This is a genomic window from Nostoc cycadae WK-1 (assembly GCF_002897135.1).
Lineage (GTDB): Bacteria > Cyanobacteriota > Cyanobacteriia > Cyanobacteriales > Nostocaceae > Nostoc_B.
The window spans coordinates 360,410-386,076 of the sequence record NZ_DF978422.1; the positions used below are offsets into that span (position 1 = coordinate 360,410).

At 41.6% G+C, this 25,667-nt stretch carries 23 protein-coding genes; 12 read left to right on the top strand and 11 right to left on the bottom strand.

Features of this window, described 5'->3' with window-relative positions; translation table 11 throughout:
• Positions 1-211: 211 nt before the first annotated feature.
• The 4 genes from ylqF to fdhD all read right to left on the bottom strand — a co-directional run bounded on the left by ylqF (position 212) and on the right by fdhD (position 3,517).
• Entirely contained in the window at positions 212-1,096 is an 885-nt protein-coding gene (gene ylqF, locus NCWK1_RS03625) for a ribosome biogenesis GTPase YlqF (protein WP_103123757.1), read from the bottom strand.
• A gap of 50 nt (positions 1,097-1,146) precedes the next feature.
• Complete coding sequence (locus NCWK1_RS03630) at positions 1,147-1,533, bottom strand: VOC family protein (protein WP_103123758.1); 387 nt, start codon at positions 1,531-1,533, stop codon at positions 1,147-1,149.
• Positions 1,534-1,670: 137 nt separating this feature from the next.
• Entirely contained in the window at positions 1,671-2,606 is a 936-nt protein-coding gene (locus NCWK1_RS03635; RefSeq protein WP_103123759.1) for a glycosyltransferase family A protein, read from the bottom strand.
• A 71-nt stretch (positions 2,607-2,677) separates the two neighbouring features.
• Positions 2,678-3,517, bottom strand: coding sequence for a formate dehydrogenase accessory sulfurtransferase FdhD (gene fdhD / locus NCWK1_RS03640; RefSeq protein ID WP_096580139.1), 840 nt, complete (start codon positions 3,515-3,517; stop codon positions 2,678-2,680).
• 268 nt (positions 3,518-3,785) lie between these two features.
• Between fdhD and NCWK1_RS03645 the strand changes: the two genes are divergently transcribed.
• Together NCWK1_RS03645 and NCWK1_RS03650 are read left to right on the top strand one after the other, a co-directional pair.
• Entirely contained in the window at positions 3,786-4,172 is a 387-nt protein-coding gene (locus NCWK1_RS03645) for a 6-pyruvoyl trahydropterin synthase family protein (RefSeq protein ID WP_096580137.1), read from the top strand.
• Between the two features lie 438 nt (positions 4,173-4,610).
• Positions 4,611-4,826, top strand: a complete 216-nt coding sequence (locus NCWK1_RS03650; protein WP_096580135.1) for a hypothetical protein — start codon at positions 4,611-4,613, stop codon at positions 4,824-4,826.
• A 58-nt stretch (positions 4,827-4,884) separates the two neighbouring features.
• On the opposite strand, the gene ribD is transcribed toward NCWK1_RS03650, so the two are convergent.
• The 4 genes from ribD to NCWK1_RS03670 form a co-directional block, all read right to left on the bottom strand.
• Complete coding sequence (gene ribD, locus NCWK1_RS03655; protein WP_096580133.1) at positions 4,885-6,111, bottom strand: bifunctional diaminohydroxyphosphoribosylaminopyrimidine deaminase/5-amino-6-(5-phosphoribosylamino)uracil reductase RibD; 1,227 nt, start codon at positions 6,109-6,111, stop codon at positions 4,885-4,887.
• A 228-nt stretch (positions 6,112-6,339) separates the two neighbouring features.
• Positions 6,340-6,954, bottom strand: coding sequence for a rod shape-determining protein MreD (gene mreD, locus NCWK1_RS03660; RefSeq protein WP_103123760.1), 615 nt, complete (start codon positions 6,952-6,954; stop codon positions 6,340-6,342).
• Positions 6,954-7,790 (bottom strand): rod shape-determining protein MreC, encoded by an 837-nt coding sequence (gene mreC, locus NCWK1_RS03665; RefSeq protein WP_096580129.1) that lies wholly within the window; start codon positions 7,788-7,790, stop codon positions 6,954-6,956. Before mreC ends, mreD begins: the two co-directional genes overlap by 1 nt.
• 94 nt (positions 7,791-7,884) lie before the next feature.
• Positions 7,885-8,892, bottom strand: a complete 1,008-nt coding sequence (locus tag NCWK1_RS03670) for a rod shape-determining protein (RefSeq protein ID WP_096580127.1) — start codon at positions 8,890-8,892, stop codon at positions 7,885-7,887.
• A gap of 374 nt (positions 8,893-9,266) precedes the next feature.
• Here NCWK1_RS03670 and NCWK1_RS03675 point away from each other — a divergent pair, with 374 nt between their 5' ends.
• Positions 9,267-9,629, top strand: a complete 363-nt coding sequence (locus NCWK1_RS03675) for a single-stranded DNA-binding protein (RefSeq protein WP_096580125.1) — start codon at positions 9,267-9,269, stop codon at positions 9,627-9,629.
• Between the two features lie 132 nt (positions 9,630-9,761).
• Here the strand turns inward: NCWK1_RS03675 and NCWK1_RS03680 are convergent, their stop codons facing one another.
• Complete coding sequence (locus tag NCWK1_RS03680; protein WP_103123761.1) at positions 9,762-10,505, bottom strand: SIMPL domain-containing protein; 744 nt, start codon at positions 10,503-10,505, stop codon at positions 9,762-9,764.
• Positions 10,506-10,713: 208 nt separating this feature from the next.
• On the opposite strand from NCWK1_RS03680, the gene NCWK1_RS03685 reads away from it, so the two are divergent.
• From NCWK1_RS03685 to murI, 6 genes are all read left to right on the top strand, one after another.
• The gene (locus NCWK1_RS03685) at positions 10,714-11,127 is read left to right on the top strand and encodes an EVE domain-containing protein (protein WP_103123762.1); all 414 of its coding nucleotides are present in this window, start codon (positions 10,714-10,716) and stop codon (positions 11,125-11,127) included.
• A 313-nt stretch (positions 11,128-11,440) separates the two neighbouring features.
• The gene (locus NCWK1_RS03690; protein WP_146033938.1) at positions 11,441-12,739 is read left to right on the top strand and encodes a 4Fe-4S binding protein; all 1,299 of its coding nucleotides are present in this window, start codon (positions 11,441-11,443) and stop codon (positions 12,737-12,739) included.
• A gap of 57 nt (positions 12,740-12,796) precedes the next feature.
• Positions 12,797-14,173: a cation:proton antiporter gene (locus NCWK1_RS03695; protein ID WP_103123764.1), complete on the top strand. Its 1,377-nt coding sequence runs from the start codon at positions 12,797-12,799 to the stop codon at positions 14,171-14,173.
• Between the two features lie 605 nt (positions 14,174-14,778).
• Positions 14,779-16,641 carry an N-acetylmuramoyl-L-alanine amidase gene (locus NCWK1_RS03700; RefSeq protein WP_103123765.1) on the top strand — a complete coding sequence of 621 codons (1,863 nt, stop codon included), beginning with the start codon at positions 14,779-14,781 and terminating at the stop codon, positions 16,639-16,641.
• Between the two features lie 514 nt (positions 16,642-17,155).
• The gene (locus NCWK1_RS03705) at positions 17,156-19,033 is read left to right on the top strand and encodes an N-acetylmuramoyl-L-alanine amidase (protein ID WP_103123862.1); all 1,878 of its coding nucleotides are present in this window, start codon (positions 17,156-17,158) and stop codon (positions 19,031-19,033) included.
• Between the two features lie 197 nt (positions 19,034-19,230).
• Positions 19,231-20,097, top strand: coding sequence for a glutamate racemase (murI, locus tag NCWK1_RS03710; protein WP_096580113.1), 867 nt, complete (start codon positions 19,231-19,233; stop codon positions 20,095-20,097).
• Positions 20,098-20,174: 77 nt separating this feature from the next.
• Here murI and NCWK1_RS03715 read toward each other — a convergent pair whose 3' ends face one another.
• The gene (locus NCWK1_RS03715) at positions 20,175-20,393 is read right to left on the bottom strand and encodes a hypothetical protein (protein ID WP_096580111.1); all 219 of its coding nucleotides are present in this window, start codon (positions 20,391-20,393) and stop codon (positions 20,175-20,177) included.
• A 1,216-nt stretch (positions 20,394-21,609) separates the two neighbouring features.
• On the opposite strand from NCWK1_RS03715, the gene sds reads away from it, so the two are divergent.
• Positions 21,610-22,581 (top strand): solanesyl diphosphate synthase, encoded by a 972-nt coding sequence (gene sds, locus NCWK1_RS03720; RefSeq protein ID WP_096580109.1) that lies wholly within the window; start codon positions 21,610-21,612, stop codon positions 22,579-22,581.
• 85 nt (positions 22,582-22,666) lie between these two features.
• Here the strand turns inward: sds and NCWK1_RS03725 are convergent, their stop codons facing one another.
• On the bottom strand, positions 22,667-23,149 hold the full coding sequence (locus NCWK1_RS03725; protein WP_096580107.1) for a hypothetical protein: 483 nt from the start codon (positions 23,147-23,149) through the stop codon (positions 22,667-22,669).
• Positions 23,150-23,355: 206 nt separating this feature from the next.
• Between NCWK1_RS03725 and hetZ the strand changes: the two genes are divergently transcribed.
• Both hetZ and NCWK1_RS03735 read left to right on the top strand, forming a co-directional pair.
• The gene (hetZ, locus tag NCWK1_RS03730; RefSeq protein ID WP_096580105.1) at positions 23,356-24,561 is read left to right on the top strand and encodes a heterocyst differentiation protein HetZ; all 1,206 of its coding nucleotides are present in this window, start codon (positions 23,356-23,358) and stop codon (positions 24,559-24,561) included.
• A complete protein-coding gene (locus NCWK1_RS03735) occupies positions 24,554-25,537 on the top strand; it encodes a PatU (RefSeq protein WP_103123766.1) in 984 nt (327 codons plus the stop codon). Before hetZ ends, NCWK1_RS03735 begins: the two co-directional genes overlap by 8 nt.
• Positions 25,538-25,667: the final 130 nt, after the last annotated feature.

Below are 25,667 nucleotides of genomic sequence, written 5' to 3' on the forward strand. Positions count from 1 at the left end.
GATTAAGGGGGGTAATTTAACTTGTATGTACATGGCAACTTAAAAAGAGGAGACATCATCTCAAAGTCTCCTTTTTTAAGAGTCGTCAACGCCGTGGTGTTAGCGAAGCGCCACTCACAAACCTTTACTAACAGTTGCGATCGCTCATATTGAGTCAAAATTTGAGATGCGATCGCATGAGTGTAAACTGTGCATAAAGTTAGTTGGCTGCTTATAAGTTAGGTGGTAATTCCAAAGGAATTGTCCCTAATAAACCCTTGCGATAATCTGTAAAAAGTTGTCTCGCTGCGCGTTCCACATCGCCGTTATAACGATGTTCTGCTAAAGCTTCTAAATAAGATTCTCCTGTGTAGGGTGTGGAGTCGAGTCCATAACGTAACTGTAGCGGTGATTCTGGTAACAAATGATTTGCAGTAATATGAATTTCGTTCAAAAAATCTACTAGTGCGGATGCTACGAGTTGATTATCGTAAGATGCTTGACCAATATCATCGCAAATTGCTAATTTCAAGGCTGCGTTTTGGTTTTCTAAGCGAGAAGGAATGACACCAGGTGCATCGAGTAATTGTAACTGGTCAGATATCCGTACCCAACGCAAGCTACGTGTTACCCCTGGGCGCGCTGCACTTTCTACCACGCGCCGTCCCAAAAGGCGATTAATTAAAGCTGATTTGCCAACGTTAGGAAAACCAATCACCACAGCCCGCACAGGACGAGGTAACATTCCGCGATCGCATCTTTTTTTATTTAGTTCGACTCCGGCCGCTTGGGCGGCTTTTGCAATAGCTGTTACACCTTGACCCTGTTGAGCGTTGGTAAAATAAGGCACTTCTCCTTGACTTCTAAACCAATCTGTCCAGAGCGATCGCACTTGGGGTGTAATCATATCTAAGCGGTTCAATACCAAAATCCGCGTTTTATTTCCTACCCATTCACCTATTTGCGGGTGGTGCGTCGCCAAAGGAATCCGCGCATCTCGGACTTCTAATACCACATCTACCAGTTTTAGCTGTTCTTTGAGGTTTTTTTCTGCCTTGGCAATATGACCCGGATACCATTGGATCAGGTTTAATTTGTAGTTGTTCGTAATAGCCATAGAAAAAAGTGTGAAGTATGAAGTGTAAAGTGTGAAATTTTATCCCTTGACTATTGACGATTGACTCCCTTATCTTGATGCAGAATTAGACGATTACCTTCAGGATCGTAGGCATAAATCTCTCGTCCGTGGGAAGCAATAGATATTTCGCCGGGTGGAGGATAACCTAAATTTGTGAGATGAGCGATCGCCGCTTCTAAATTACTCACCTCTAAGCACAAACTTATTTTACTTTTAGTTGAGTTTTCAAATTCTAACTCGTGACTTTGTTTCGGTTGAAAAATCCCCAATCGCAAACCCATCAATTGAAACTCTGCATAAACATTGGGAATTAAAGTACTAGGCTTTTCACTTAAAACTTGAGTATAAAAACCGACTAAACTTTCTAGATTAACTGTGGCGATCACCACGAATACTTCAGTATATCGCAAAACCATTACTTTGCTGTAGCTAATTGATGTTGCAAATCATTTCTCTAGAATTGATCAGCCATTAATATCAAAAATTAGAGTTTGGGCAAGAGTTATTAAAAATATACTCTCACCCATATCTATCACTTTTATGATTTCAAAATTTAAGACATAGCAGACTTAGCTTGATGAATAGCATTCAGCCAAGGTTTGATATTATCTCCATCTGTGTGCATATTCCATCGTCTACCACCCCGTTTAAAGGGATAAACATTGTTTTCTACAGCCCAAATTAAATCATCTAAGTGTTGATTAAAATTTTCACCATGTTCTACTGGATGAATTGCCCAAGTACCAGTACTCATCGACCAACGCTCAAAACCTTTAACTTTAAAAGTATGTGTAAATGAATTCTCTAATGGCTCTCCAGTATCCTTTTGTACTAGTGGCAATACATTCTTTTCTAAGCGCTGGCGGTCTAAGAGAAAATATCGTGTAGAAACGTTACGAGCTTTATTCCATAATTGCTGCTGTTTAGATTTTAAAGGACGACCGATTAATTTTTCTATAAAATTTTGAGCTTGTGGAGGGCCACCTTCGCAAGTTGCAATTACTACAGATGGGTTTGCCTGCAACATTTCAATCCCTTCATCTATCCAAGACTTTCTTGCGGCATCCTGGCAAAAAAGCACATCGGAATCTACATGCAGAATATAATCAGCAGTACACTGTTCCAAAGCAAACAGATATTGGTAAATTGGCGCTCCATCAAAATCCTTGACATCTATATCTTCACGTCCAAAATATTTTTTTAATACTGACTTTTGAGAGTTTTCATCCCAAGGTATTTCATCTACTCGATTAATAACACCCTCTGTTCGCAGTTGCTCTAATTTTGTTCTTAATTCGTCTATTTGCCCTGTTTGACGTTCTAGGTATTTACCAGATGGCTTACCAGGATCTAGTGCTACCAGCCTTTCGCAAAAAGGATAATCCAGAGAACGCATCATACTCCGGAGTATTTTATCGATGAATGGGGTATCCACAACGCACGCATTTACAGTAAAGCTAACTTTAGGCTTTTGACCAAGCGTGTTCATATTTAAATGTCCTAGTTTATCTGACAAGATTACGTAAAAATCAAGTAAAAATTGTGATTTTTACGAGCATATCATGTCCCCATAATTCTCTGCCATCCAGTATAAATATTGAAGCGTGTTCCCCGTAAAAATCCTACTAAAGTAATACCAAACTCTTCAGCGACAGATACTGCCAAACTGCTAGGCGCAGATACAGAACAAACAATTGGCACTCCAGCAACTACAGATTTTTGCAGTAGCTCAAAACTAGAACGCCCACTCACCATGACAATATGATGATTGAATGGTAACTCTTCACTTAGTACAGCCTTACCAATCAACTTATCTAACGCATTGTGACGGCCAACATCTTCTTGTAAGTTCAACATTGTTCCTTCAGCATCAAATACCGCCGCCGCGTGTAACCCTCCAGTTGCACTGAAGATACCTTGATGCGATCGCAACTGCTCAGATAAGCTGTAAATAATCTCAGACTTAACTGTTAAATCAGAAGTAATTTTGGCACAACCCCGCAACTGCAAAGCTGCAATACTAGCTTTACCACAAACTCCGCAGGCGCTATTGATATAAAAGTGACGTTCTAAAGGCTGTAAATCTGGATTTAACCCTGGCTTTAATTGCACATTAATAATGTTATGACGCTGCTCACCATCTATAGATTCATCTGTGCAGTAGCTCATCTTTTGGATATCTTGTTTACTATTAATCACGCCTTCACTAAAGAGAAAGCCAGCTACTAATTCAAAATCTGCGCCGGGAGTTCGCATTGTAATAGCTACTGTGCGCGATGGAGATGTCAAACGAATTTCTAAAGGTTCTTCGGTAGTTAGTTGGTCTTGTCGCAGGCGTTTTTTACCATTTTCGACTACCCAAACTTGCGCTTTAATTTTGCTTTGATGAGGGAATTTCATTAATTACGGTAATAAACACACTACTTAGTTATATTTATGCGCGATGGCTACGACAGGTTCCACCTACGCATGTTAATCGTCAACGCAGCTAAAGCGATCGCTTAGTTGCAACGCCTGATAAATTCTTTAAAATGCAAAGCTAAACCTGTATTTGTCATATTCTTTTTTTAAACTTGTATAAGCAATACTATAAAAATCTGATTTATTAACCAAGGTAATCAGAAGAGATAAGTATTTATCTCTAAATTGGCTACGAGGTAATATTAAAATGCCCAAATGGAAAGTGGTAACGGAATTTTCTTTTAATAGCGCTCACTACATTAAAGATTACGATGGCCCCTGTGGTCGGATGCACGGTCATAATTACGAAGTCCGCATCGAAGCCATCTCAACACAACTGCATTCTTCACAATTTTGTCCACATCCAGTTATGGTAGCTGATTTTAGAACTTTACGTTGGGCAAAACAAGATGCTACTAAAGGAGGGCTTGACCACTGCATTTTAAATGAAGTTATGCCTCCTGAATATGAGACTACTGCTGAAATGATCGCTAAGTACATTTACGATGAAACCAAGAAGCGATTACCGCCAAATGTACAATTAAAAGTTCATGTTTCTGAAACACCTAATAGTTGGGTGGAGTATGAAGAATAATAATTTGTCAATTGGTCAGTAAAAATATTAATTGTTGGGATTAGCCATTCCAACAATTAATATTGTTTGTTTCATTGCTCAGAATGAGTGAGAGACTAGTTTCCAGCCCCTTCTACTCTTTTTGACTAGATAAAAATTATAATTATTTATCTAGTTTTGGCACTATTTTTGTTCATTAAATACATTTTTAAACTATAAATAATTAAGATACTTCTTTGGATAGATGGCATTAATAAATTAGTATAGATATACAAACCTAGTATTAGTAACTTTTTATTAACAAATAAATGCAATAGTTCATTTCTGAAAGTTCATAAAGTTATAAATCACATTATTAATTTTTTAATAATACTTGTCTCAGCTTGTACATTCATGCCATAAGTTAACGTCGAAATTGTGTAATCTAAAAACAGCTAGGCTAATCTTCAATGAGGTCTGATGACTCCTAATATTCTGCGTCAGCTTTGGTCTGTGGTTGAAACCGCCCAAACCATGACCCTCTTACAGCTGGATGATTCTAGCTTGGTGCAATGGTTGGTAAAACAAACCACAACACAAGTTTTCTTAGATTCCCATGAGATTGATTCTCTTGGCGACTATATTCAATCCCGGCTAAGTCTGATACGCGATATCGCTTATGATCGACACTGCTAAGAAGTCAACAGTCAATAGTCTAGAGCAAAACCATTGACCATTGACCATTGACCATTGACTATTGAGGCAAATAACCTTCCACTAAGCAATCGGAACCAACCACACGCCAACGAACACGTTCTAAGGGCAATGCTTCCGTCATAGTAGTCAAACCTAAATCACCGACAGGTGTAGGCGCATGGCTACCACCAATAATTTTAGGAGCAATAAAGGCCATAACTTTTTGTACGGCTCCTTGAGCGATCGCACTTGCAGCTAAATTACCGCCACATTCCCACAGAACACTGCAAAAACCCCGTTCATATAAATGACTCATTGCTTGTTCAGGTGTTAGCGCTGGTAATTCCACAACTTCCACGCCGTGTTTAAGCAACATTTTTTGTAAATCAGGGTTGGCTCCAACTTCTGTTAACACCAACGTTGGCGCTTCTTGGGTATCCCACAAACGAGCGTTTTCGGGCAAATTGAGTTGACGACTCATCACCACCCGTAAAGGATTATGCGCCCCCACTTGGTGGCTAGTTAAAAAAGGATTGTCTTGTCGGACTGTATTACCACCAACAATGATGGCATCACAAGCCGCCCGTAGTTGATGTACTTCACTGCGGGCGGCTTGATTTGTCACCCACGCGCTATGACCAGCAGTAGTGGCAATTTTGCCATCTAAAGTCATGGCATATTTCAAAATACCAAAAGGTTTTTTATATAAAATACGATGTACAAAAGCTTCATTTAGCTGCTGACAGGCTTCATTCTCTACCCCAACTAACACCTCGACACCAGCAGCGCGTAAACGAGCAATTCCACCTCCAGCCACCAAAGGATTAGGATCAACCATACCCACTACCACCTTAGCCACATCAGCCTCTATCAACCCTTCCGAACAAGGCGGAGTGCGGCCATAGTGATTACAAGGTTCGAGGTTCACATAAACTGTCGCACCACGAGCGCCAACGCCTGCGGCTCTCAAAGCAAAAACTTCGGCATGAGGTTCACCCGCACGGGGATGAAACCCTTCGCCCACAATCTCGCCATCTTTGACTACAACCGCCCCCACCAGCGGATTAGGCGAAGTGCGCCCCAAAGCACGGCGGGCAAGTTCCAAGCATCGCTGCATCATGCGGGAGTCAAAGTCAGCTTCACTGCTCATACTGTTCTGCGTTTGAGAATTGAATACCAAAGGCGTTGGCGCAGCCTCTCCAGCGGAGAATTGCACTATCAACCCATCTTTTTGAGTGTAATTTAGTGATGTATCTACCTGAGCAACAACTGGGGAATTATCCATAAATTTTGGGCAAGAATTTCAATATTCTGCACGTTACCGACTTGGCTTGATACCTCAACAGTAATATCCCAGAGCTACTGTTCGCTGTCGGGGTGCATACTTAAATACTATTGCACCGAAACTATTGACCGTTGACCCATGACATCAACTAAAAAGAGTGAGGATTTAGGGTCTGTAACCATAATTCCTCACTCCCAAAATTTAAACTCAAAATTATTTCCTCTGTAACTATTGCTCGATTGCTTTGCGCTTTTGCCACCAAAGATTGAGGGGATAGTAAACTACAGGAGCCCAAAGACTACTGAGAATCGCTGAGGCTAGAGCAACCCGTTGGTAATAAGCCCAGATGTATTCTACTTTGCGATCGCCAGTCAAACTCAACTGCAAACCGAAAATTGATTCTGCCAAAATTGCCATTAAAAAGACAATTAAAGCGATGGAAATAAAGTCTTCCTGAATAAATCGCTGCTTCTGTACTAATCCAGTCAGCAGTCCCACTAAACCCAAAGTTAAAGCATGAGTCGGGTCTGGTGATGTCATAGCATCTTGCAGTAGCCCTAAAACGATCCCTGCTACTGCTCCTTCCCAAACAGAGCGTTTTACACTCCAGGCAACTACCCAAATTAACAGCCAATTAGGCCCAATACCCAACAATTCTGTACCAGGAAAGCGCGTTGGCAATAACAGCAAACATAACAGTACAGACCCAACCGTTACAGACAAATCTAACAGTTGAACTACACGCGGATGCCAACGGGCGATCGGTTTGCGATAAGCTTTAGATTTTCGCTCCGCAGCTTTGGGCTTTTTTTGTCTACTACCATTAAATGAAGGTATCTTCATTATTTTGATTTTTGCAGTTGTTGATTTGCCTGTTCTTGCTGTGCCGACTCTGGGTTTTCCTGTTGTTGGTTTGTTGGTTTTGGATAAACAGCAACCCAATCTAATGACCTAATGGGCGGAAAAAGTTCAACTTTCGCTACAGATGCCGGCAGTTTCTTTAAATCTAAAGATTTAATTCGCCCTACTGCCAAACCAGATGGGAATTTTTGGCTGTAAGTTGAAGTTGAAACTAAATCTCCTACCTTGACATTGGGAACTTTTTCGTAAAATTCCAACACAGCTTCAGCTGAAGAATCGCCCCGCAAAACTCCCTTAGCTGAGGTGCGGCTAATTGTCACACCCACTTGACTTTTCAGGTCACTAATGAGTAAAACGCGGCTAGTATTAGGGGTGACAGTATCTACTAAACCTACTAATCCACCCTCAGCCTTGACAATAAACCCTTCTTGAATCCCAGAATTTGAGCCACGATTGAGTGTAACTTGTTGCCACCAATGATCCGCACTACGTCCTACTACCCGCGCTGGCAAGGGACGTGATGCAGGTGGCTCAGTCTGCACATAACCTAATAAATGCTGTAACTGTTGATTTTGGCTTTCCAGTTCTTGGATGCGTGTTTGCATTTCCATAAACTGGGCATCTTTGAGGCGTTCCTCCAAACGTTCTGCGGGAGTTTGCCCAGATTGCAAAATCTGTAAAGGACGCGTCACTACTTGGTAAACTTCCAGCAGCATTGCTCCTTGAGTCTGTCGTAATATCCAAGCACCACCTAGTACCAGGGCCAGCGAAGCAATCTGTAACCCTTTACTACCCCACCAACGACGTACAGTAACCATTTATACCTGTTTCTATATTTTGCTAGATATCGGATTCTATTTATATGAAACCCAAATCCAAGGCAAATAGAACCCAATATCCCATATTTTTTTCCTACATATTTCGAGAACGGGCGCTGAAGACTCTTTCCAACTGTTTAAAGTTCTCTAATACACGGCCTGTTCCCAGCACCACACAGCTGAGAGGATCAGCTGCAATGTGAGTCACAATACCCGTTTCATGACTGATCAGGGTATCTATGCCTTTGAGTAGCGCCCCACCACCAGCCAGCATAATACCACGGTCGATGATGTCAGATGCTAGTTCTGGTGGGGTTCTTTCAAGTGTCCGCTTCACTGCTTCGACAATGATCGATAACGGTTCCATCATACTTTCGCGGATTTCTGGGCTTTTGATGGTGACGGTTCGCGGTAAACCAGACAGTAAGTGTAAACCTCTAACTTCCATCATGGTTTCATTATCTTCGTTGGTGGGATAGGCAGAACCAAGACGAATCTTGATATCTTCCGCAGTTCGTTCACCAATGACCAAGTTATGCACCTTCTTCATATATTGGGTAATAGATTCAGTGAGTTCATCTCCTGCAATGCGGACTGATTCACTGATAACAGTACCCTGGAGACTTAACACAGCAACTTCTGTTGTGCCACCGCCAATATCAATAATCATGTTACCAGTGGGTTCGGCAACTGGTAGCCCGGCTCCAATGGCTGCTGCTACTGGCTCATCGATTAAATATACTTCTCTAGCCCCAGCTTGAACTGCGGCATCCATAACTGCCCGTCTTTCTACTCCGGTAACACCACTGGGAATGCCAATGACAATCCGAGGTAAAATCAGCGATCGCCCCTCATTAACTCGCTGAATAAAGCTTTTTAGCATTAACTCGGCTGTATCAAAATCAGCGATTACCCCATCACGCAAGGGACGCAAGGCAATCACGTTTTCCGGTGTGCGACCAAGCATTTTCTTGGCATCTTCACCTACTGCTAGTGCGACCTTTTCAATTTGGTCGATCGCTACTACAGAAGGTTCTTGCAGTACAATGCCTTTACCAGATACATAAACAAGGGTATTAGCAGTACCGAGGTCGATACCCATATCCCATGATGAGCGAAAGTTCCTAAACAGCCCCACGCTTCTCTACGCCCCCTATTTGCAATAATTTTTGACTATAAAAAAATGTTAGATTGAATCGTGCTGGATTCTATTACGTTTTTGATCATCAGTCTAGTAAAAATGGCCATTTTTTGATTTAGTTTTGACCATACTTACTAAATTGGATACATTCACGTTTTCGATATTCTCAGACCAACTCAGTATATCCGTACAGTTTTTTAGTTTTCCCAAAGTAATAGCTCAAATTTATATACCTTGCAAGGTTGTTAACTTTTTAACACATTTTCAGTAAGTTCATAATTGGCTATTATGGGAATCAAGATACATGAGTACGTCCGTACTAAAAGGTAAAGCACATGACTATTAATATAGTTCACCTCATTGGTCGTGTAGGTGGCGACCCAGACATGAAGTATTTTGATTCTGGTAAGGTTAAGTGTAGATTAACACTGGCAGTAAACAGAAGAACACGCAATAGTGATGAGCCGGATTGGTTCAATTTAGAATTATGGGGCAAGACAGCCGAAATTGCTGGTACTTATGTACGAAAAGGTAAACAAATTGCTGTTAAAGGTTCTTTAAAGTTTGACACTTGGAACGATCGCCAAACAGGAGCCAGCCGTTCTACACCAGTTATTCTCGTAGAGCAGCTAGATTTATTAGGTTCTAAGCAAGATAGCGACGGTGCTATGAACGATATGTCTCCAGAGAATTTTTAATTGATTAATGGTCAATGGTCAACGGTCAAGGGTCAATAGTTAACCTAACTGGATAATTTAAAAAATGCTAACCAGACGTTTAACCGTTGACGGTTGATCCTCAACCATTGACATTGAACTATGCACTTTTGACTAATAACTAATTTGCAACGTCACCGATGCTTCTACTTCCTGTTCGCCACCAACCACAGGCGTAGAAACGTCTTCGGCAACTTTCGCGGCTTGGGCGCGTAAAAATACAGGTGGTGGGGGAGCGCTGGCGTTATTAACCTGAATAGTGACTATTTCTTTAGATTTCAGTCCTAAAGCACTAAAAACAGCATCAGCTTGCTGTTGAGCATCTTGAGTCGCTTCTTTTAATGCTACTTGACGAGCAGCAGCGATCGCTTCATCACTAGCAATAAAACTAACACCGTTAATTTGCGTTGCCCCAGCTTTCACCGCGTCGTCTAACAATGTCCCAGCTTTTTCGGTAACGATGCGAAAACTCACAGTATTACTAGCAGCGTAACCAGTAATTCGTTGCACATTATTGGTGTAACTGTAAACAGGGTTGAGGCGAATACCTGTAGTTTCCAGTTTCTCTACATTGCGGCTTTTGAGCAAAACAACTACAGCCGATGACCTCTTCGCAGCTTCTTGCTGTACTTCTTGGGCAGTTTTACCTTGAATTTCTACGCCTAAATTAACTAGAGACAAAGTAGTAGGAATTGATTCCATCCCACGTCCACTAACAGTCAAAGTCCGCCATAACTTTTCTTTTTCCTGGGCTGACGCAGGTAGCACCAACGTTACGAATAACAGTAAAGCTAAGGGTAGAGATTGCCAAAACTTTGCAGCACGAAACTGAGAACCAGACAAAACGGCTCTAGACATAAACTTGCACTCCTCTGAAAAATATACAGATGCTAATAAGTAAACTGCATCCAGCAATCATCCGTTAACTGTTCAGTATTAATAGTTAACAGTCAGTTCGCTCGATACGATTTGTATGTTCTTACTGTGACATTAGCGTAGTCAAAAACAGGTATTGTTACATTTTTGGAAACTAAAAAATCGCAGTAAAATTTCTGGAGATTTTGTTATGGCGTATTGGCTGCTGAAAACTGAACCAGATAAATACTCTTATGCTGATTTAGAACGAGACGGCACTACAGTATGGGACGGAGTTACAAATGCTCTCGCCCTCAAGCATATCCGCACAATGCTTCCTGGCGATTTAGCTTGGATTTATCACACAGGTAAAGAACGACAAATCACCGGTTTAGCAGAGATAGTCACTCAGCCTTACCCTGATCCAGCCCTCAATGATGTCAAACTGGTAGTTGTCAAGGTGCAAGCAGTCCGCCCAGTCACTCAGCCTGTTACTCTAGCCCAAATTAAGCAAGAAGACCGATTTTCCGGCTTTGACTTATTGCGACTCCCCAGATTATCTGTTGTCCCAGTATCTGAAGTTCATTGGCAACATCTCATCAAACTAACAGCCAGCGAAACTTAAACTCACAGCAGGGAATGGGGAACAAGGTGTAAAAACTCTTGGTATATAACTTTGTTCTACAAATTTTTACCTCATTCACCTGCATCTGAATACTATTAGGCGTTGGCAAAAAGTGTTAATTGAGTATTTTGAACTACGAATTAAGAAGAAAGGTTAAAGATTTAAGTGGATACACTGTTATTCTCTGATTTCGGTAAGTTGCATAATAAGCGCAACTATCTATATAAGAATTTTTTAGTCAGATTCCGCACAGAGCATTCGCATAATTTGCTCAACACTGGATTAACAAAATACTATTTAGTGGAATAGATCCATGCTCTTCCGCATACCTGAACGTTGGATGCACTGGGTGCGCTGTCTGTTAACTTTTGCATGGCTCGTAATCATTGCTTCGCTATTGTACGACCCCTTGACTCACGTACAGACCAAACTAAATCAGACTTCGCCCCCAGTACAACTTGCTAATAGCTGTATTCACGTACAGGGTAAATGCTTTTCAGGACGATCTTATTCTCTGGGAACAACCCTGATGTGGGGAGTGATTATACCTGCGTCAATTTTTGTTCTACTTGTTTTTGGACATGAACTTTGGCGACGCATTTGCCCCCTCTCATTTCTTTCACAGATTCCCCGTGGCTTGGGTTGGCAGCGTCAATCTCAATGGAAGCGCTCTAAAACAGGAAAACAACACTACAAGTTAGCAAAAGTCAATTCAAAATCCTGGTTAGGCAAAAATTATGCTTACCTACAGTTCGGATTGTTATTTATTGGACTATGTGGCCGGATTTTATTTTTTGATGCCGATCGCCTAGTTTTGGCATTATGGTTGTTGCTGACTATTGCTTTTGCTATTACTATTGGCTATCTCTATAGCGGGAAGACATGGTGTAATTATTTCTGCCCAATGGCTCCCGTAGAAAAGATTTATAGTCAACCCAGTGGGTTATTCAGCAGTAAAGCTCACATGAGCCAGTCGATGTGCCGTATTGTTTTGCCAGAGGGTAAAGAACAGAGTGCCTGTGTTGCCTGTCAAAACTTTTGTATTGATATTGATGCTGAACGTGCTTATTGGGAAGACCTAAAAAAGCCGCAAGAAGCTTTTGTGCGTTATGGCTACGGCGGTTTAGTCATTGGTTTCTTTGTTTATTACTACCTTTATGCGGGCAATTGGGAATATTATTTTTCTGGAGCTTGGATACGGCAATCTCACCAGATGGCAACAATATTGAGTCCTGGACTTTATTTGTTTGGACACCAAATTAATCTACCCAAATTAATTACTGTGCCAATGATATTGGGAGGATTTACAGCGATCGCTTATATTTTAGGACGCTTTGCTGAAAAACAAGCCAAAGTCTACAGTCGTCGCCACAATCTCTATTTGTCTTCAGATATAATTCGCCATCGAATTTTTACTATTTATACCTTTGGGATTTTTAATTTCTTTTTTATTTTTGCTGGCCGTCCTCTCATTTTATTACTGCCACTGTGGATACAGTATATTTACAATTCACTATTACTTCTACTGAGTACACTTTGGTTCTACAAAACTTTGTCGCGCAGTCCTCATCTTTATTTTCATGAAAGTAATACCAAGCCTTTCTCAAGTTAATCAACAGCCTCTGTCCAGAAAAGAGTAAAAATAAAGAGAAGGATTTTCGCGGAAACCATGCAGTTTTTAGATGCAATCAACTTTTCTTTTCCTCTGCTGGCAAGCACAACAGAAGCCGCAGACAGTTCTATGGTAGTAGCGGCTGTGCTGCTGAGTTTAGTGGTAATTTACTTCGCCAGCAAAGTTGGTGGGGAGTTATCAAACCGCATCGGTTTACCACCTGTCTTAGGCGAACTTGTCGGCGGTGTCGTCGTAGGTGTTTCGGTTCTGCACCTGTTGGTGTTCCCCGAAGGTGGCGCAGACAGTTCTAATTCGTTAATCATGGCCTTTCTGCAAACTACTGCTGGTCTGACTCCAGAAGCAGCACCCCAGGTATTTGCCGCCCAATCAGAAGTTATTTCTGTGCTATCAGAATTGGGTGTGATTATCTTGCTGTTTGAAATTGGTTTGGAGTCTAACTTAAAAGACTTAATGGCAGTGGGTATCCAAGCAACTATTGTGGCAGTGGTAGGTGTGGTAGTACCTTTTGCTGCTGGGACTGTAGGTTTGATGACTTTATTTGGTATTGGTGCTGTACCAGCAATTTTTGCCGGTGCAGCTTTGACAGCTACAAGTATTGGAATTACCTCTAAAGTTTTGTCAGAAATTGGTAAGCTGAATTCCAAAGAAGGACAAATTATTCTCGGTGCAGCGGTGATTGACGACGTACTGGGGATTATTGTCTTAGCGGTAGTTGCCAGCCTCGCCAAAGATGGTGCAGTGGATGTAGGTAAAGTCATTTACCTCATTATTTGTGCCACAGCATTTCTGTTAGGTGCGATCGTTCTGGGTAATGTTTTCAATAAAACATTTGTGGCGATCGCTAACCAACTCAAAACCCGCGGTGAATTAGTCATTCCCGCCTTTATTTTCGCCTTTGTGATGGCATATCTGGCTGCCATCATTCAATTAGAAGCAATTTTGGGCGCTTTTGCTGCTGGTTTAGTCTTAGAAGAAACTGATAAGCGTAAAGAACTGCAAAAGCAAGTGATTCCTGTAGCTGATTTGATGGTGCCAATTTTCTTTGTCACAGTTGGCGCAAAAACTGATTTGGGAGTGCTAAACCCTGCCATTCCCAGCAACCGCGAAGGCTTAATTATGGCTATTTTCCTGATTACAGTAGCCATTCTTGGTAAAGTTATTACAGGTTTGAGCGTCTTTGGTCAACCCCAAATCAATCGTTTAGCGATCGGTGTGGGTATGATTCCTCGTGGTGAAGTCGGATTAGTATTTGCTGGTGTTGGCGCTGCTAGTGGCGCTCTCTCGAAACCATTGGGGGCGGCAATTATTATGATGGTGATCCTCACAACTTTTTTAGCTCCGCCTTTATTACGTTTCGTATTTCCCGATTCCAGCAAATTGGCCACTGAATCTGAGCAACTAATTAAAGATTAAAACTGAGGGATTGGGGGCTAGGCAAAAACAGGGTTGAAATAAAATTATCTACTTCGTGCTTCTTTCTTGGTCTCCAATCCCTTCATTAATTACAGGAAACTTCTGTCTCTTGATCTGCGTCCTCTGATATCGTTGTTTCTCAATCATTTTGACTATTGATTATTAGCTTTGAGAAAATAATTTGTTACTAATATTACCTAATTACAAATCCTCATCTAAATATGTTTTTAGTCGCTAAAAACTAGTAATTGTCAATATTGCAACATCTTTTAAAACGAGTTGAAATTTGTAACTGAGAAAATTGCTTGTCTATCAACAAAACACACAAAATAAAGTTTATAACGAAGTCAAAAATTAACCACAATTGACTAAAATCAGATAATTCTGGTTATATTTGTGTTGCCTCTCAAATTCACTTTATCGCTGGAGAGTACAGCAATATTAAAATTACAGACTATGTAAGCAGTTGAAAATTTACACCATTAATTGTTTCTTTAACCCAAAAAAAAGCCAAAGTCAAATCTCAAAGTTTCTGTAACGGAAGAATAACTTACCCAAATTTTTGAGATATTGACTTCCATGAATGCGAATCAGGAGAAAGGATTGTGAAATTACACTGGTTACTACCCGGTACGGTTGGGATGATCTGCTTACTGTCTTCGCCAGCTTTGGCGGCCAGACTGGAGTCTTGGCGGTTTGATGCCAAGCAAAACCGTCTGGAATTCAATACTTCTGGGGGTGTCCAACCCAAAGCACAACTCATTTTCAATCCCACACGCCTGGTTATTGATTTACCAGACACAACCTTTGGCAGACCACAGTTAACACAACCTGTAGGTGGAGCAGTTCGGGCTATCCGTGTTGGTCAGTTTGAACCCCAAACAGCCCGCATAGTCGTAGAACTGGCTCCTGGTTATACTCTTGACCCTCAAGGGATAAAATTTGTTGGGGTAACTGCCAGTCGGTGGACAGTACAATTGCCTAGACCAAGGCTAGAACCTGTAAATTCTTCCGCGAATAATGTTTACAACGTAGTCACCACTCTTGACTCAGACACAAGACCACCCTTACCGAGAGTTGTTAGTAGCACACAAAGCACAACTCAAATCGACAGTTTACAAGTGACAGGAGATGGTTTTTTTGTTCGGACAAATGGTGGTAATCCCCAAGTGAGAGTCAATCGTAGTCGTGATCGCTCTACTATTTTTATGGATATCTCTGGCGCGACTCTATCAGCAAATTTGGCGCAGCGAGACCTCAGCGTTAACAGGCATGGTGTGAGCCGTGTAGAATTCACCCAACTGCAAACTAGTCCACCCGCAGTCCGTATGACCTTGCGCGTCGATAAAAATAGCCCTGACTGGCGAGCAACTAGAAGTGGTGGTACTGGGTTGGTAGTTCTGCCTAATCGGTTTGCTACATTACCCGGAAATAACTCTAACAACTCTTCTGATAACCAACCAGAATTTTCTCCCCCTAATCGCCGAATTGTTACTGATGAAGCAGCAACAATTCAAGCAGTTGAACTGTCTGATGATGGTAAGCAACTACTCATTAGAGCTAACCAAACTATCAATGCTAGGGGTGGATGGGACAGAACCTCTGGTTTGTATCGCATCACCATTAATAATGCTAAATTAGCACCTCGAATTAAAGGCCCGACTTTTAACGCCAATAGTCCAATTCTGCGGGTACGTCTGCAAACGCCAGATGCTGACACAGTAGTGATTTTAGTTCAACCTGCGGCTGGAGTGCAAGTTGGGCAAATTAATCAAAATGACGACCAAGTAACACTACAATTACAAGGTTCTCGCCGAGTTGTGGCACTTCCAGGTACACTGCCTTTTCCTTCAGGACAAAGTCAATTACCAGATCCTAATGAAAATCCCCGTTCCATACCGCAGCCAGGAACACGCCCCTTACCCAGAGGAAAGGTAGTAGTTGTCATTGACCCAGGACACGGTGGCAAAGATTCTGGAGCCATTGGGATTGGTGGCATTCGGGAAAAGGATATTATTCTCCCCATCGGGAGAAAGGTAGCTGACATTCTTCAGCAAAACGGTGTGCAGGTAATTATGACGCGGAGTTCTGACTATTTTGTGACTCTTCCAGGAAGAGTACAGTTGGCAGAAAGAGCTAATGCTGATGTATTCGTCAGTATCCACGCTAATTCCGCAGGTGCAGGTCGTCCAGATGTCAGTGGTTTAGAGACTTATTATTATGACAGTGGTTTGGGTCTAGCTCGTGTTGTCCATAGCAGCATTTTGCAAAGTCTGAATGTTAGAGATCGGGGAGTGCGCCGAGCCAGATTTTTCGTCCTGAGAAAAAGTTCTATGCCTTCGATTCTTGTCGAGACAGGTTATTTAACTGGTCGAGAGGACATTGCCAAGCTACGCAGTTCAGCTTATCAAAATCAAATGGCAGAAGCGATCGCCCGTGGTGTACTCCAGTACCTCCGACGCAGATAAATCATCGTCAAACTTTAGTAAATATACTTAACTACTCTAATGAATAATTAATTGCTATATCTGGTTAATATTAATCTTGCTGATCGCAAGCAAGATTCGCCTGTAATCTCACGGTTAAAAATCTCTTGTTCTCACTTTTTTTGGAAGTGAGAACTAATTTTTGACGATGAGTAGATACATTTAAATATCATATTGTTTTCAAAATGCTAAATTAAGTGTCACCACCTTTACCAGAATCTATTGATAGTAGCAATAACTTTTTGGGTACATTGATTATCAGCCATCAAATAACTCAACACTAATCCATACTGATTTTACGTATATTGACTGAAAGTATTTATTGTCTTGAATGCCAGCACAAAATTGCTGGTTGCTACGGAAGTTCTGATGAGCAATGTCCACTATGCAGACTTCTGGAATTAAAGCTAAGTTTGGCGGTGACGGTGTGAGGATTTACCAATAGATACGTGGACATATTGACGGCTTCTATGAACGCGAATTAGGAGAAATGACTGTGAAATTACACTGGTTACTAACCGGTACTATTGGAACTATCTTCTGGCTATCATCGCCTGCTTTAGCGGCGAAACTGGAGTCTTGGCACTTTGATTCCAAGCAAAACCGCTTGGAATTTAATACTTTGGGGGCTGTTCAACCCAAAGCTCAACTCATTTTCAATCCCACTCGTCTGGTAATTGATTTACCAGATACAGATTTTGGCAGACCACAGTTAACACAACCAATAGGTGGAGCAGTTCGCTCAATTCGCGTAGGGCAATTTGACCCCCAGACGGCCAGAATTGTCGTAGAGTTAGCTCCCGGTTATACTATTGACCCCCAAGGGGTAAAATTTATTCCTACTACTGGTAGTCGTTGGTTAGTACAATTACCCACACCAACAGCAACGCCTATCACATCATCAGCAGATATTTCACTCCAATCAGAACCTCAAACCTTAGAAACCAGAGCTAATTCAGAATTTCCTTCCAGAAATATCTACTCTGTGGTTAAAACCGACCCAGTAACATCAAATAATCCTAGACCTTTGGGTAACACCCTCGCCGCTGTCACTCAATTAGAAAGTTTTCGAGTTACTGGTGATGGTTTTTTTGTGCGGACTAATGGTGGTAGTCCACAAATTCAGGTGAACCGGAGTTCAGATAAACGCGCAGTTAATATCGAGATTACTGGTGCATCCTTATCTCCTAGCTTGTTGCAACAAGATTTAGCTGTGAATCGTTATGGTGTCAACCGGATTCAATTTTCCCAATTGCAAACAAGACAACCAACAGTCCGCATGACTTTGTATGTGGATAAAAATAGCCCTGACTGGCGGGCAAGTACTAGCAGTATCGGTGGGTTTGTAATTATACCTAACCGAGTTGTGAGATTACCTGGTAATAGTGATGCAAATCTCGTTGCGGAGGCGACTGACTCACCTGCAATTATTCAAGCAGTGGAATTAGCTGATAATGGTACTCAACTTTTAATCAGATCTAACAGGCCTGTGTCTGCTAAAGGCGGGTGGGATAGATCTTCTGGTTTATTTCGGATTGCGATCGCCAATGCTAAGTTAGCCCCTAGAGTTATTGGGCCAGCTTTTAATGCCAATAGTCCCATTCTGCGGGTACGGTTGCAACCCCAAGAAGATTCCGTCAATATTTTGGTTCAACCCGCTTCAGGAGTGCAAATTGGGGAAGTCAACCAAGTTAGTAATCAGTTGTTGGCTGTACAGTTACAACGCACTCACGCAATTACACCACCTATAGGTTTACCGCCTCTACCCCCAACTAATGGTCAATTACCAAACTCAAAGGACAATCCTCCACCAGCACCACGCCCAGTCCCCACAGGAAAACTGATAGTTGTGATTGACCCTGGACATGGTGGGAAAGACTCTGGCGCGCCTGGTTTGGGTGGACTATTAGAAAAAGATGTAATTTTACCAATTGGTAAACGAGTAGCAGCAATTCTAGAACGCAATGGTGTACAAGCAGTTCTCACCAGAGATGCTGACTTTTTCGTTGAACTTCAAGGACGGGTAGATATTGCTGAACGTGTCAATGCAACTTTATTTGTGAGTATTCATGCTAATTCTGTAGATAGTCGCCCTGATGTTAATGGCTTAGAAGTATATTATTACGATAGTGGTTATGGTTTGGCAGAAGTAGTTCGCAATACGATTCTGCAAGATATTGGCACCATTAAAGACCGAGGAACACGGAAAGCAAGGTTTTATGTCTTGAGAAAAAGTTCTATGCCTTCGATTTTAGTAGAAACAGGTTATATGACTGGTCGGGAAGATAACCCTCGATTGGGTTCACCAGAATATCAAAATCGGATGGCAGAGGCGATCGCTCGTGGTATTCTCAAATACTTACGTCAAAGGTAATATATACAGCCAAGCTGAAAATATAGTACAAGTTTTTAATTACTGTGTGGAAAGTCGCTTTAATTCTACAGACGCTGATTCTGATTCCTGAATTCGATTTGCTGAACTACTGAACCAAAAGGAATTTAGTAGTCAGTTCACAAATTGTCTGCTAAATTCTGTATTTTAAATGCCAAAACCTAAATCAATATCTGCCTGTGTATTCATCTTCTATTTTTGAAGCTAATCTTTACGATTTTTCTGATAAAGAACCTCAACGCGCCCCTATCGGCGTTTTTGACAGCGGTGTGGGTGGGCTGACGGTACTGCGACAAATTTACCGCCAACTACCAAATGAATCGATTATTTATTTTGGTGATACAGCCAGACTGCCCTACGGTATCCGTTCCCAAGCAGAAATTCTGCAATTTGTGCGCGAAATTCTCTGCTGGATGCAGCAGCAGCAAGTCAAAATGGTGGTGATGGCTTGTAACACCAGTTCTGCCCTCGCCTTAGAAATTGTCCGCCAAGAATTTAATATCCCTATCTTGGGCGTAATTCTCCCAGGCGCTAAAGCTGCTGTGCAACAAGGTAAGCGCATTGGTGTAATTGCTACCCCAGCCACTGCTAAAAGTAATGCTTATAAGCAAGCGATTTTGGAAATTGACCCAGAGGTACAAGTCTGGCAAGTTGGCTGTCCAGAGTTTGTGCCGTTAATTGAGCAGAATCGCATCCACGACCCTTACACTACTGAGGTAGCACGCTCTTATTTAGAGCCTTTACTTCAGCAAGAAATTGATACTTTAGTCTACGGCTGTACTCATTATCCGCATCTGGCACCAGTACTGCGATCACTTCTTCCATCTCATGTCAAATTAGTTGACCCCGCTGTTCATGTCACAGCTGCTTGTAACCAAGATTTAGAGTTGCTGGGCTTAACTAATACCCACCCGCCATTACCAACTCGCTTTGTCGTTAGCGGTTGTCCACAACAATTCGCTCAGTCCGCAGTCCAGTGGCTAGGTCATACGCCAATGGTAGAAGTCGTAGACTTAAATAGCACAGTAGTTTCTCAACTTACATAAATGAGAATGAAGTATGAAGCCCAAGAATAAAATTCTATACTTCATACTTCATAATTCATAATTCATAATTCAGTTGACTATTGACTAATAACTATTGACTCTTGACTATTCACCACCTCAGTTACCTGTGATGTTATGGATACGTCCTGTTGATTTTTCTCATGATTTGTGGATAGAGAATCATGATAGAAAGGTTTTTGACCACTGCGCTTTGCTAGTGCTAATAATAGATACACTGTGAATAAATACCCAGCAGCTAAAATAAAAATCATCATAGGCATATTAGCGTAAATCATTGTTCTACCAGCTTTTTTCTCGAAAAATATCAAATTTCATACAACACGTAGAACTTCAACTAAGCAAGAAAATTCTTGATAGCCGTAGTTTGCTATGCTAAATTTGCCGTAGAGTTATAACGCTCTTCGGTAAACAAATGGAACTATTTAATTGACGTTATTTGCAGACAACACATACCACAACAGTTAATTTGCCCAATAGCATAATTAACTGCGCTCCTCAGCAGTTTACTTAGTCTGCATTATTGTTTTTCATACCTCTGTGGTAGGATATACCACGACTTTCAGCGCAAGCTGTAAGCCGAAAACGATTTCCTTTAAGGATACCGCCTAACTCCATCCCAAGAAGTTTATTTGCCACTACAAAATTACAAGAAATAATTCTCTTGGTTTTATTTTGTTGGCAATTAGCTATTCTGGATTCAAAACAACTTCAAGGTAAAATCACTCAAAAGTGTTTTACCCGTACATTGTCAATACCTGAAAAATTTAAAATCCCTACATTTTAGCGTAACACAACCAACCTGACTTTTAAGCCAATCTTGAGGCTAAATTTTGAATTTTCTGAAAGGCTAAATTCACGGATAAAATGAATTTTTCTTTGATTAAAAATATTGTTTGTGTTTCATTTGATCATAAATAACAAAAACTCAATATTCTACCAATGTAGTTATTATTACTTACAACAGGTAATGTTAAATATAAATTTATAGTAAAAATCAAAGATATATTTACCGAATTATGATTCTTGGGTTAGCCAGCGAAAAAATTAGATTTTTCGATACTTGTATATATACTTAGGATACTGAGAAAATCAGACAATTTCTGGTAAAAAAACACAGGCTACCCATACAGAAGCATCTCTAAATCAACCATCAAGAGAAATGATGATGAATAGGATAGCGATTGATCAAATTGCTGAAGACCGTCACAAGTGGTATTCAGTCTTTGTTCAAGATTTGGTGACACTCATTCAGAAAATTAGTCTGAATTCTCAGATTTCTGGCTGAATTGCAAAAATTTTTTGTATGCAGCTAAAACTAACAAAATCGCCTGTTAGCCTTGACAGCAGGGAGATAGCAGTCATTTCCAATAGCTCAGATAACAGCCAAGAAGCAAGGATTCTCTCAGCAAAACTTTGCGCTGGCACAGGGTTATCTTAAAATGAGTATAGGATATGTAAACTTTCGTAACCTAAGCCAGAGTCCGGCCATCCATGACCCCAGCTACCTCCCTGTTTACCCCTGTGGAAGCAGATTTGCAAATACTAGCCGATAACCTCAAGCAGCTAGTTGGCAATCGCCACCCCATTCTTTTTGCAGCCGCCGAACATCTATTCGGAGCTGGGGGAAAGCGCATCAGACCAGCGATCGTCCTGCTGATATCGCGGGCGACAATGTTAGAAGAAGATATCACCCAGCGTCACCGCCGCCTAGCCGAAATCACAGAAATGATTCACACGGCCAGCCTAGTGCATGACGATGTGGTAGATGAATCGCAAATGCGCCGTGGCGTACCGACTGTTCATAGCCTGTTTGGTAATCGCATTGCTGTACTAGCAGGTGACTTTCTCTTTGCTCAATCATCTTGGTATCTGGCAAACTTAGATAATTTAGAGGTTGTAAAACTCCTCTCAGAAGTCATCATGGATTTAGCTACTGGAGAAATTCAGCAAGGCATGAACCGCTTTGATAGTAGCCTGGCCATTGAAACTTACCTGCAAAAGAGCTATTACAAAACTGCCTCACTAATTGCCAATAGTGCCAAAGCAGCGGGTTTACTAAGTGAAGTTCCCTCAGAAACAGCCCAGCATTTGTATAACTACGGGCGGAATCTTGGTTTAGCATTTCAAATTGTAGATGACATTTTAGATTTCACCAGTACTACAGATACTCTAGGTAAACCAGCAGGTTCTGACCTGAGAAGTGGTAATTTGACCGCACCTGTTTTATTTGCTTTAGAAGAGAAACCATATTTAGAAGTGCTAATTGAACGTCAGTTTGCTCAAGCCGAAGATTTAGAGCAAGCACTGGCATTAATTCAAGATAGTCGGGGGATACAGCAAGCGAGAGAATTAGCTGCACATCATGCCAAGTTAGCAGCTGAAGACATTGAGATTTTGCCACCATCAGAATCACGCCAAGCCTTAATTGACATCACTGAATATGTGCTGAGTCGACTTTATTAAAAATTTTTGATTGTAAAGTTTTGATGTTGGAGTTGGGAGTAGGAAAATTTGGAGTGTATCCAAAAAATCCTAACTCCCAATTTTTTTAGGCAATATCAGGTGGTATTTGCCTCGATTGCTGTTGTGGTTTAAGCCTTTGTTTTAACTGCTTTTGAATCGTTTTTTCTAACTGAGTGCGCTGCACTTCAAAAGCATTATTCAGTGTACCCGGTGTTTCTAAAAAAACTATGCTATCTACGGTGTCTAGGGCGATTAATTGGAACAAAATATGGGTGACAGCAATGGGTGTGGCCACCACTTGAGGGTCTCGCCCAGCAGATGAAATTAGGGAAACATCCTGTATGGTAGAAAAAGCGTAAATCACCTGCTTCTCCAATCCAGGATCTGCACGGTGGCTCAATGTAGTTAAGACCCAGTTTCCCTCCTTTTGGAGAATATAGTACTGGGAGTGGCGTAATTGTTGAGCGATCGCGCGAAAAGCAGGAACAATTGCTGCAATAAGATGTGGTGAGATACCATCGCGGGGTGCATTGTCGATCAGCAATTGAATTTGTGTTTCTAAATCCATAATGACTTGTCAACGACTTTTAAGTAATGGCAATCACAGCAGGTCAAGGTGTGAACAATCCCCAGCAAATTGGGAATAATAAAATCAGCCATATCCTCATTGCAGGATAGACCTGCGTTTAGCTTATCCGCAAAACACACAAAGCCAATACCTACCGTCGTACAGGTTGTTTCTATGTATGTTAGGGTCTTTTAAACACCGAGACTATGAATTCAGCCGCAACCGCAACTATTCCAACCGCAACTTTTTTGGGAGAACAGACTATCGGAGTGGAGGTGATATTTCAACTCCTGTACAAGGAGTTTCGGCAATCAACCAAAGCCTCAGAACAAAATTGCCATGATGTGGCAACACGTATTACTACCGAAGTATACCGAATTTGCAGCGAAAGTAAACGCATCCAAGCTTCCGGTGCTGTAGAAAACTCAGCAATGACTCTAGCTAGACATCGGCTGCAACAATGTCAAAGGTACTATCAGTTGGGTTCCAATAGAGGCAGAGTTGAATTACACAGTACGCTGAGTGCCATTATTTATCGTTACATTAATCCTCCCCAGCGGCAATTGAGCTATCAAGGGCGGCTAACTATCATAGAAGATTTTCTACAAAGTTTTTATTTAGAAGCATTAAACGCTTTCCGACGGGAGAATCAACTGGGTACTACCTATCGTCCCCAATCTCTCCTGGAATTAGCAGAGTACATGGCCTTTACCGAACGCTACGGTAAGCGCCGCATTCCTTTACCCGGTCGTCAGCAACAGCTAATTATTCTGCGGGCGCAGACCTTCTCTCAGCAACAACCCCCAGAAACCAGCGTAGATATAGAACAAGCTTCTGAAGGTAGTTCTGGTGACGGTGATGGTTCTTGGGAAGAGCCAGCAGTCCACCAATTACGCTCCACAATGGCGACGCAACCAGAACCAGAACCCGAAGAAGATACGTTGCGTTCTGTTGTGATTACAGAATTGATGAGCTATTTGGAGCAAAAACAACAATCTGATTGTGCTGATTACTTCTCCCTACGTCTTAAAGATTTATCAACACAAGAAATTGAGACAATTTTAAATCTCACTCCGCGTCAGAGAGATTACTTACAACAGCGCTTCAAGTATCATTTAATTAGGTTCGCTTTATTACATCGCTGGGAACTAGTTCACGAATGGTTGGAAGCTTCTTTACAAACAAATTTGGGACTAACTCCGCAGCAATGGGAAGCCTATACCTCCCAGCTAGACGAGAAACAGCGGTCTTTACTTGACTTAAAACAACAAGGACAACCTGACGAGAAAATTGCTAAAACTCTAGGGTTATCAATGGCACAACTGCAAAAACGCTGGTTTAAAATTCTGGAACAGGCTTGGGAAATTCGTAACTCATTAGTGTCCGGATCAGGTGCATCTACTCATGAATAGTGACTCAGAATCCTTAAAAAACCAATTACTCACTTGGTTGTTGGCAAATGATGTCAACACTAGTGAATCTAACTTGGTCGAGTTTAAGGAAAATGACGGGGTTAATCACTCTCTCAAACAATCAGCCACTTTCGCCAGTGGCGATCCAGAGTTGGGAGGGATACCCCAAACCTTTAAACTGGGAGACATTCCTACTGTGCAAGACCGTTTCCAAGCCGTACTCAAGCGTCGGTTGCAAACCGAAATCGAAAACCAGCCCCCTTTGTTTCCTTGGGAAACACAATTAATGGAATATCCTGAGCGTTTGGAAGAGCGATCGCTCTCTTTAGTTCCTGCTTGGGGCTGGAAGGCACAACAATCTAAGCTGAATCTGCCGATTACTCTGCCAGAAACAGTTTTCCGAGAGCTATTAGAAAAGTGCCAAACGCTGCTAACTGCTTCACTACCATTAGGAGCTAAATTAGTTCAGGCAGTGGAAGACTTCTTCCCACAAGAATCTTCTTATGCGCTGAATGATATAGCTGGTTTGGTACTCAGAAGTACTTATCGATCTGCGGATGTTCTCGATCAAAAACTCAATATCGAGAGCGATTACCCAGATTTACAACCACGTCAACAAATGGCATTGTCTTTAATGGCGGCCAAACAACTGCTAGAAAATTTAAGTCTACCAGTGACACCAAACAGTCCAGTTGTAGAAAGACAATGGTTTACAAGTGAAGGTTTGTTGACTTTGCGGGTTGAATACCAATCTCGTGGTAAACACACTCAATTACGAGTTGAGGCTGATTTACCCACCAAAGGAATTGTGACATTGCGAGCTGATGGTACTTTGGCAATGGCTCAGTCTTCAAGTGCGGGCTGCTTGCATGTTGAGTTATCCTGTCAGGAGTTTAACCCAACTTATACTTTAGAAGTTGAGTTTCCTGATATCGACCAACAGCCTTTGTTGTTTGTGATTAATCCTACAATCTAGCGCAAGTCAAAGAACGCTGAGAAATTAAGAAAATTATTGTGGTTTTGGAGCTTATCTTTTTTAATAAGCGATCATTAGGGCTTCTACGTTTTTTGCAACGATCATTAGGGCTAGAGATTTGAGACTCCCA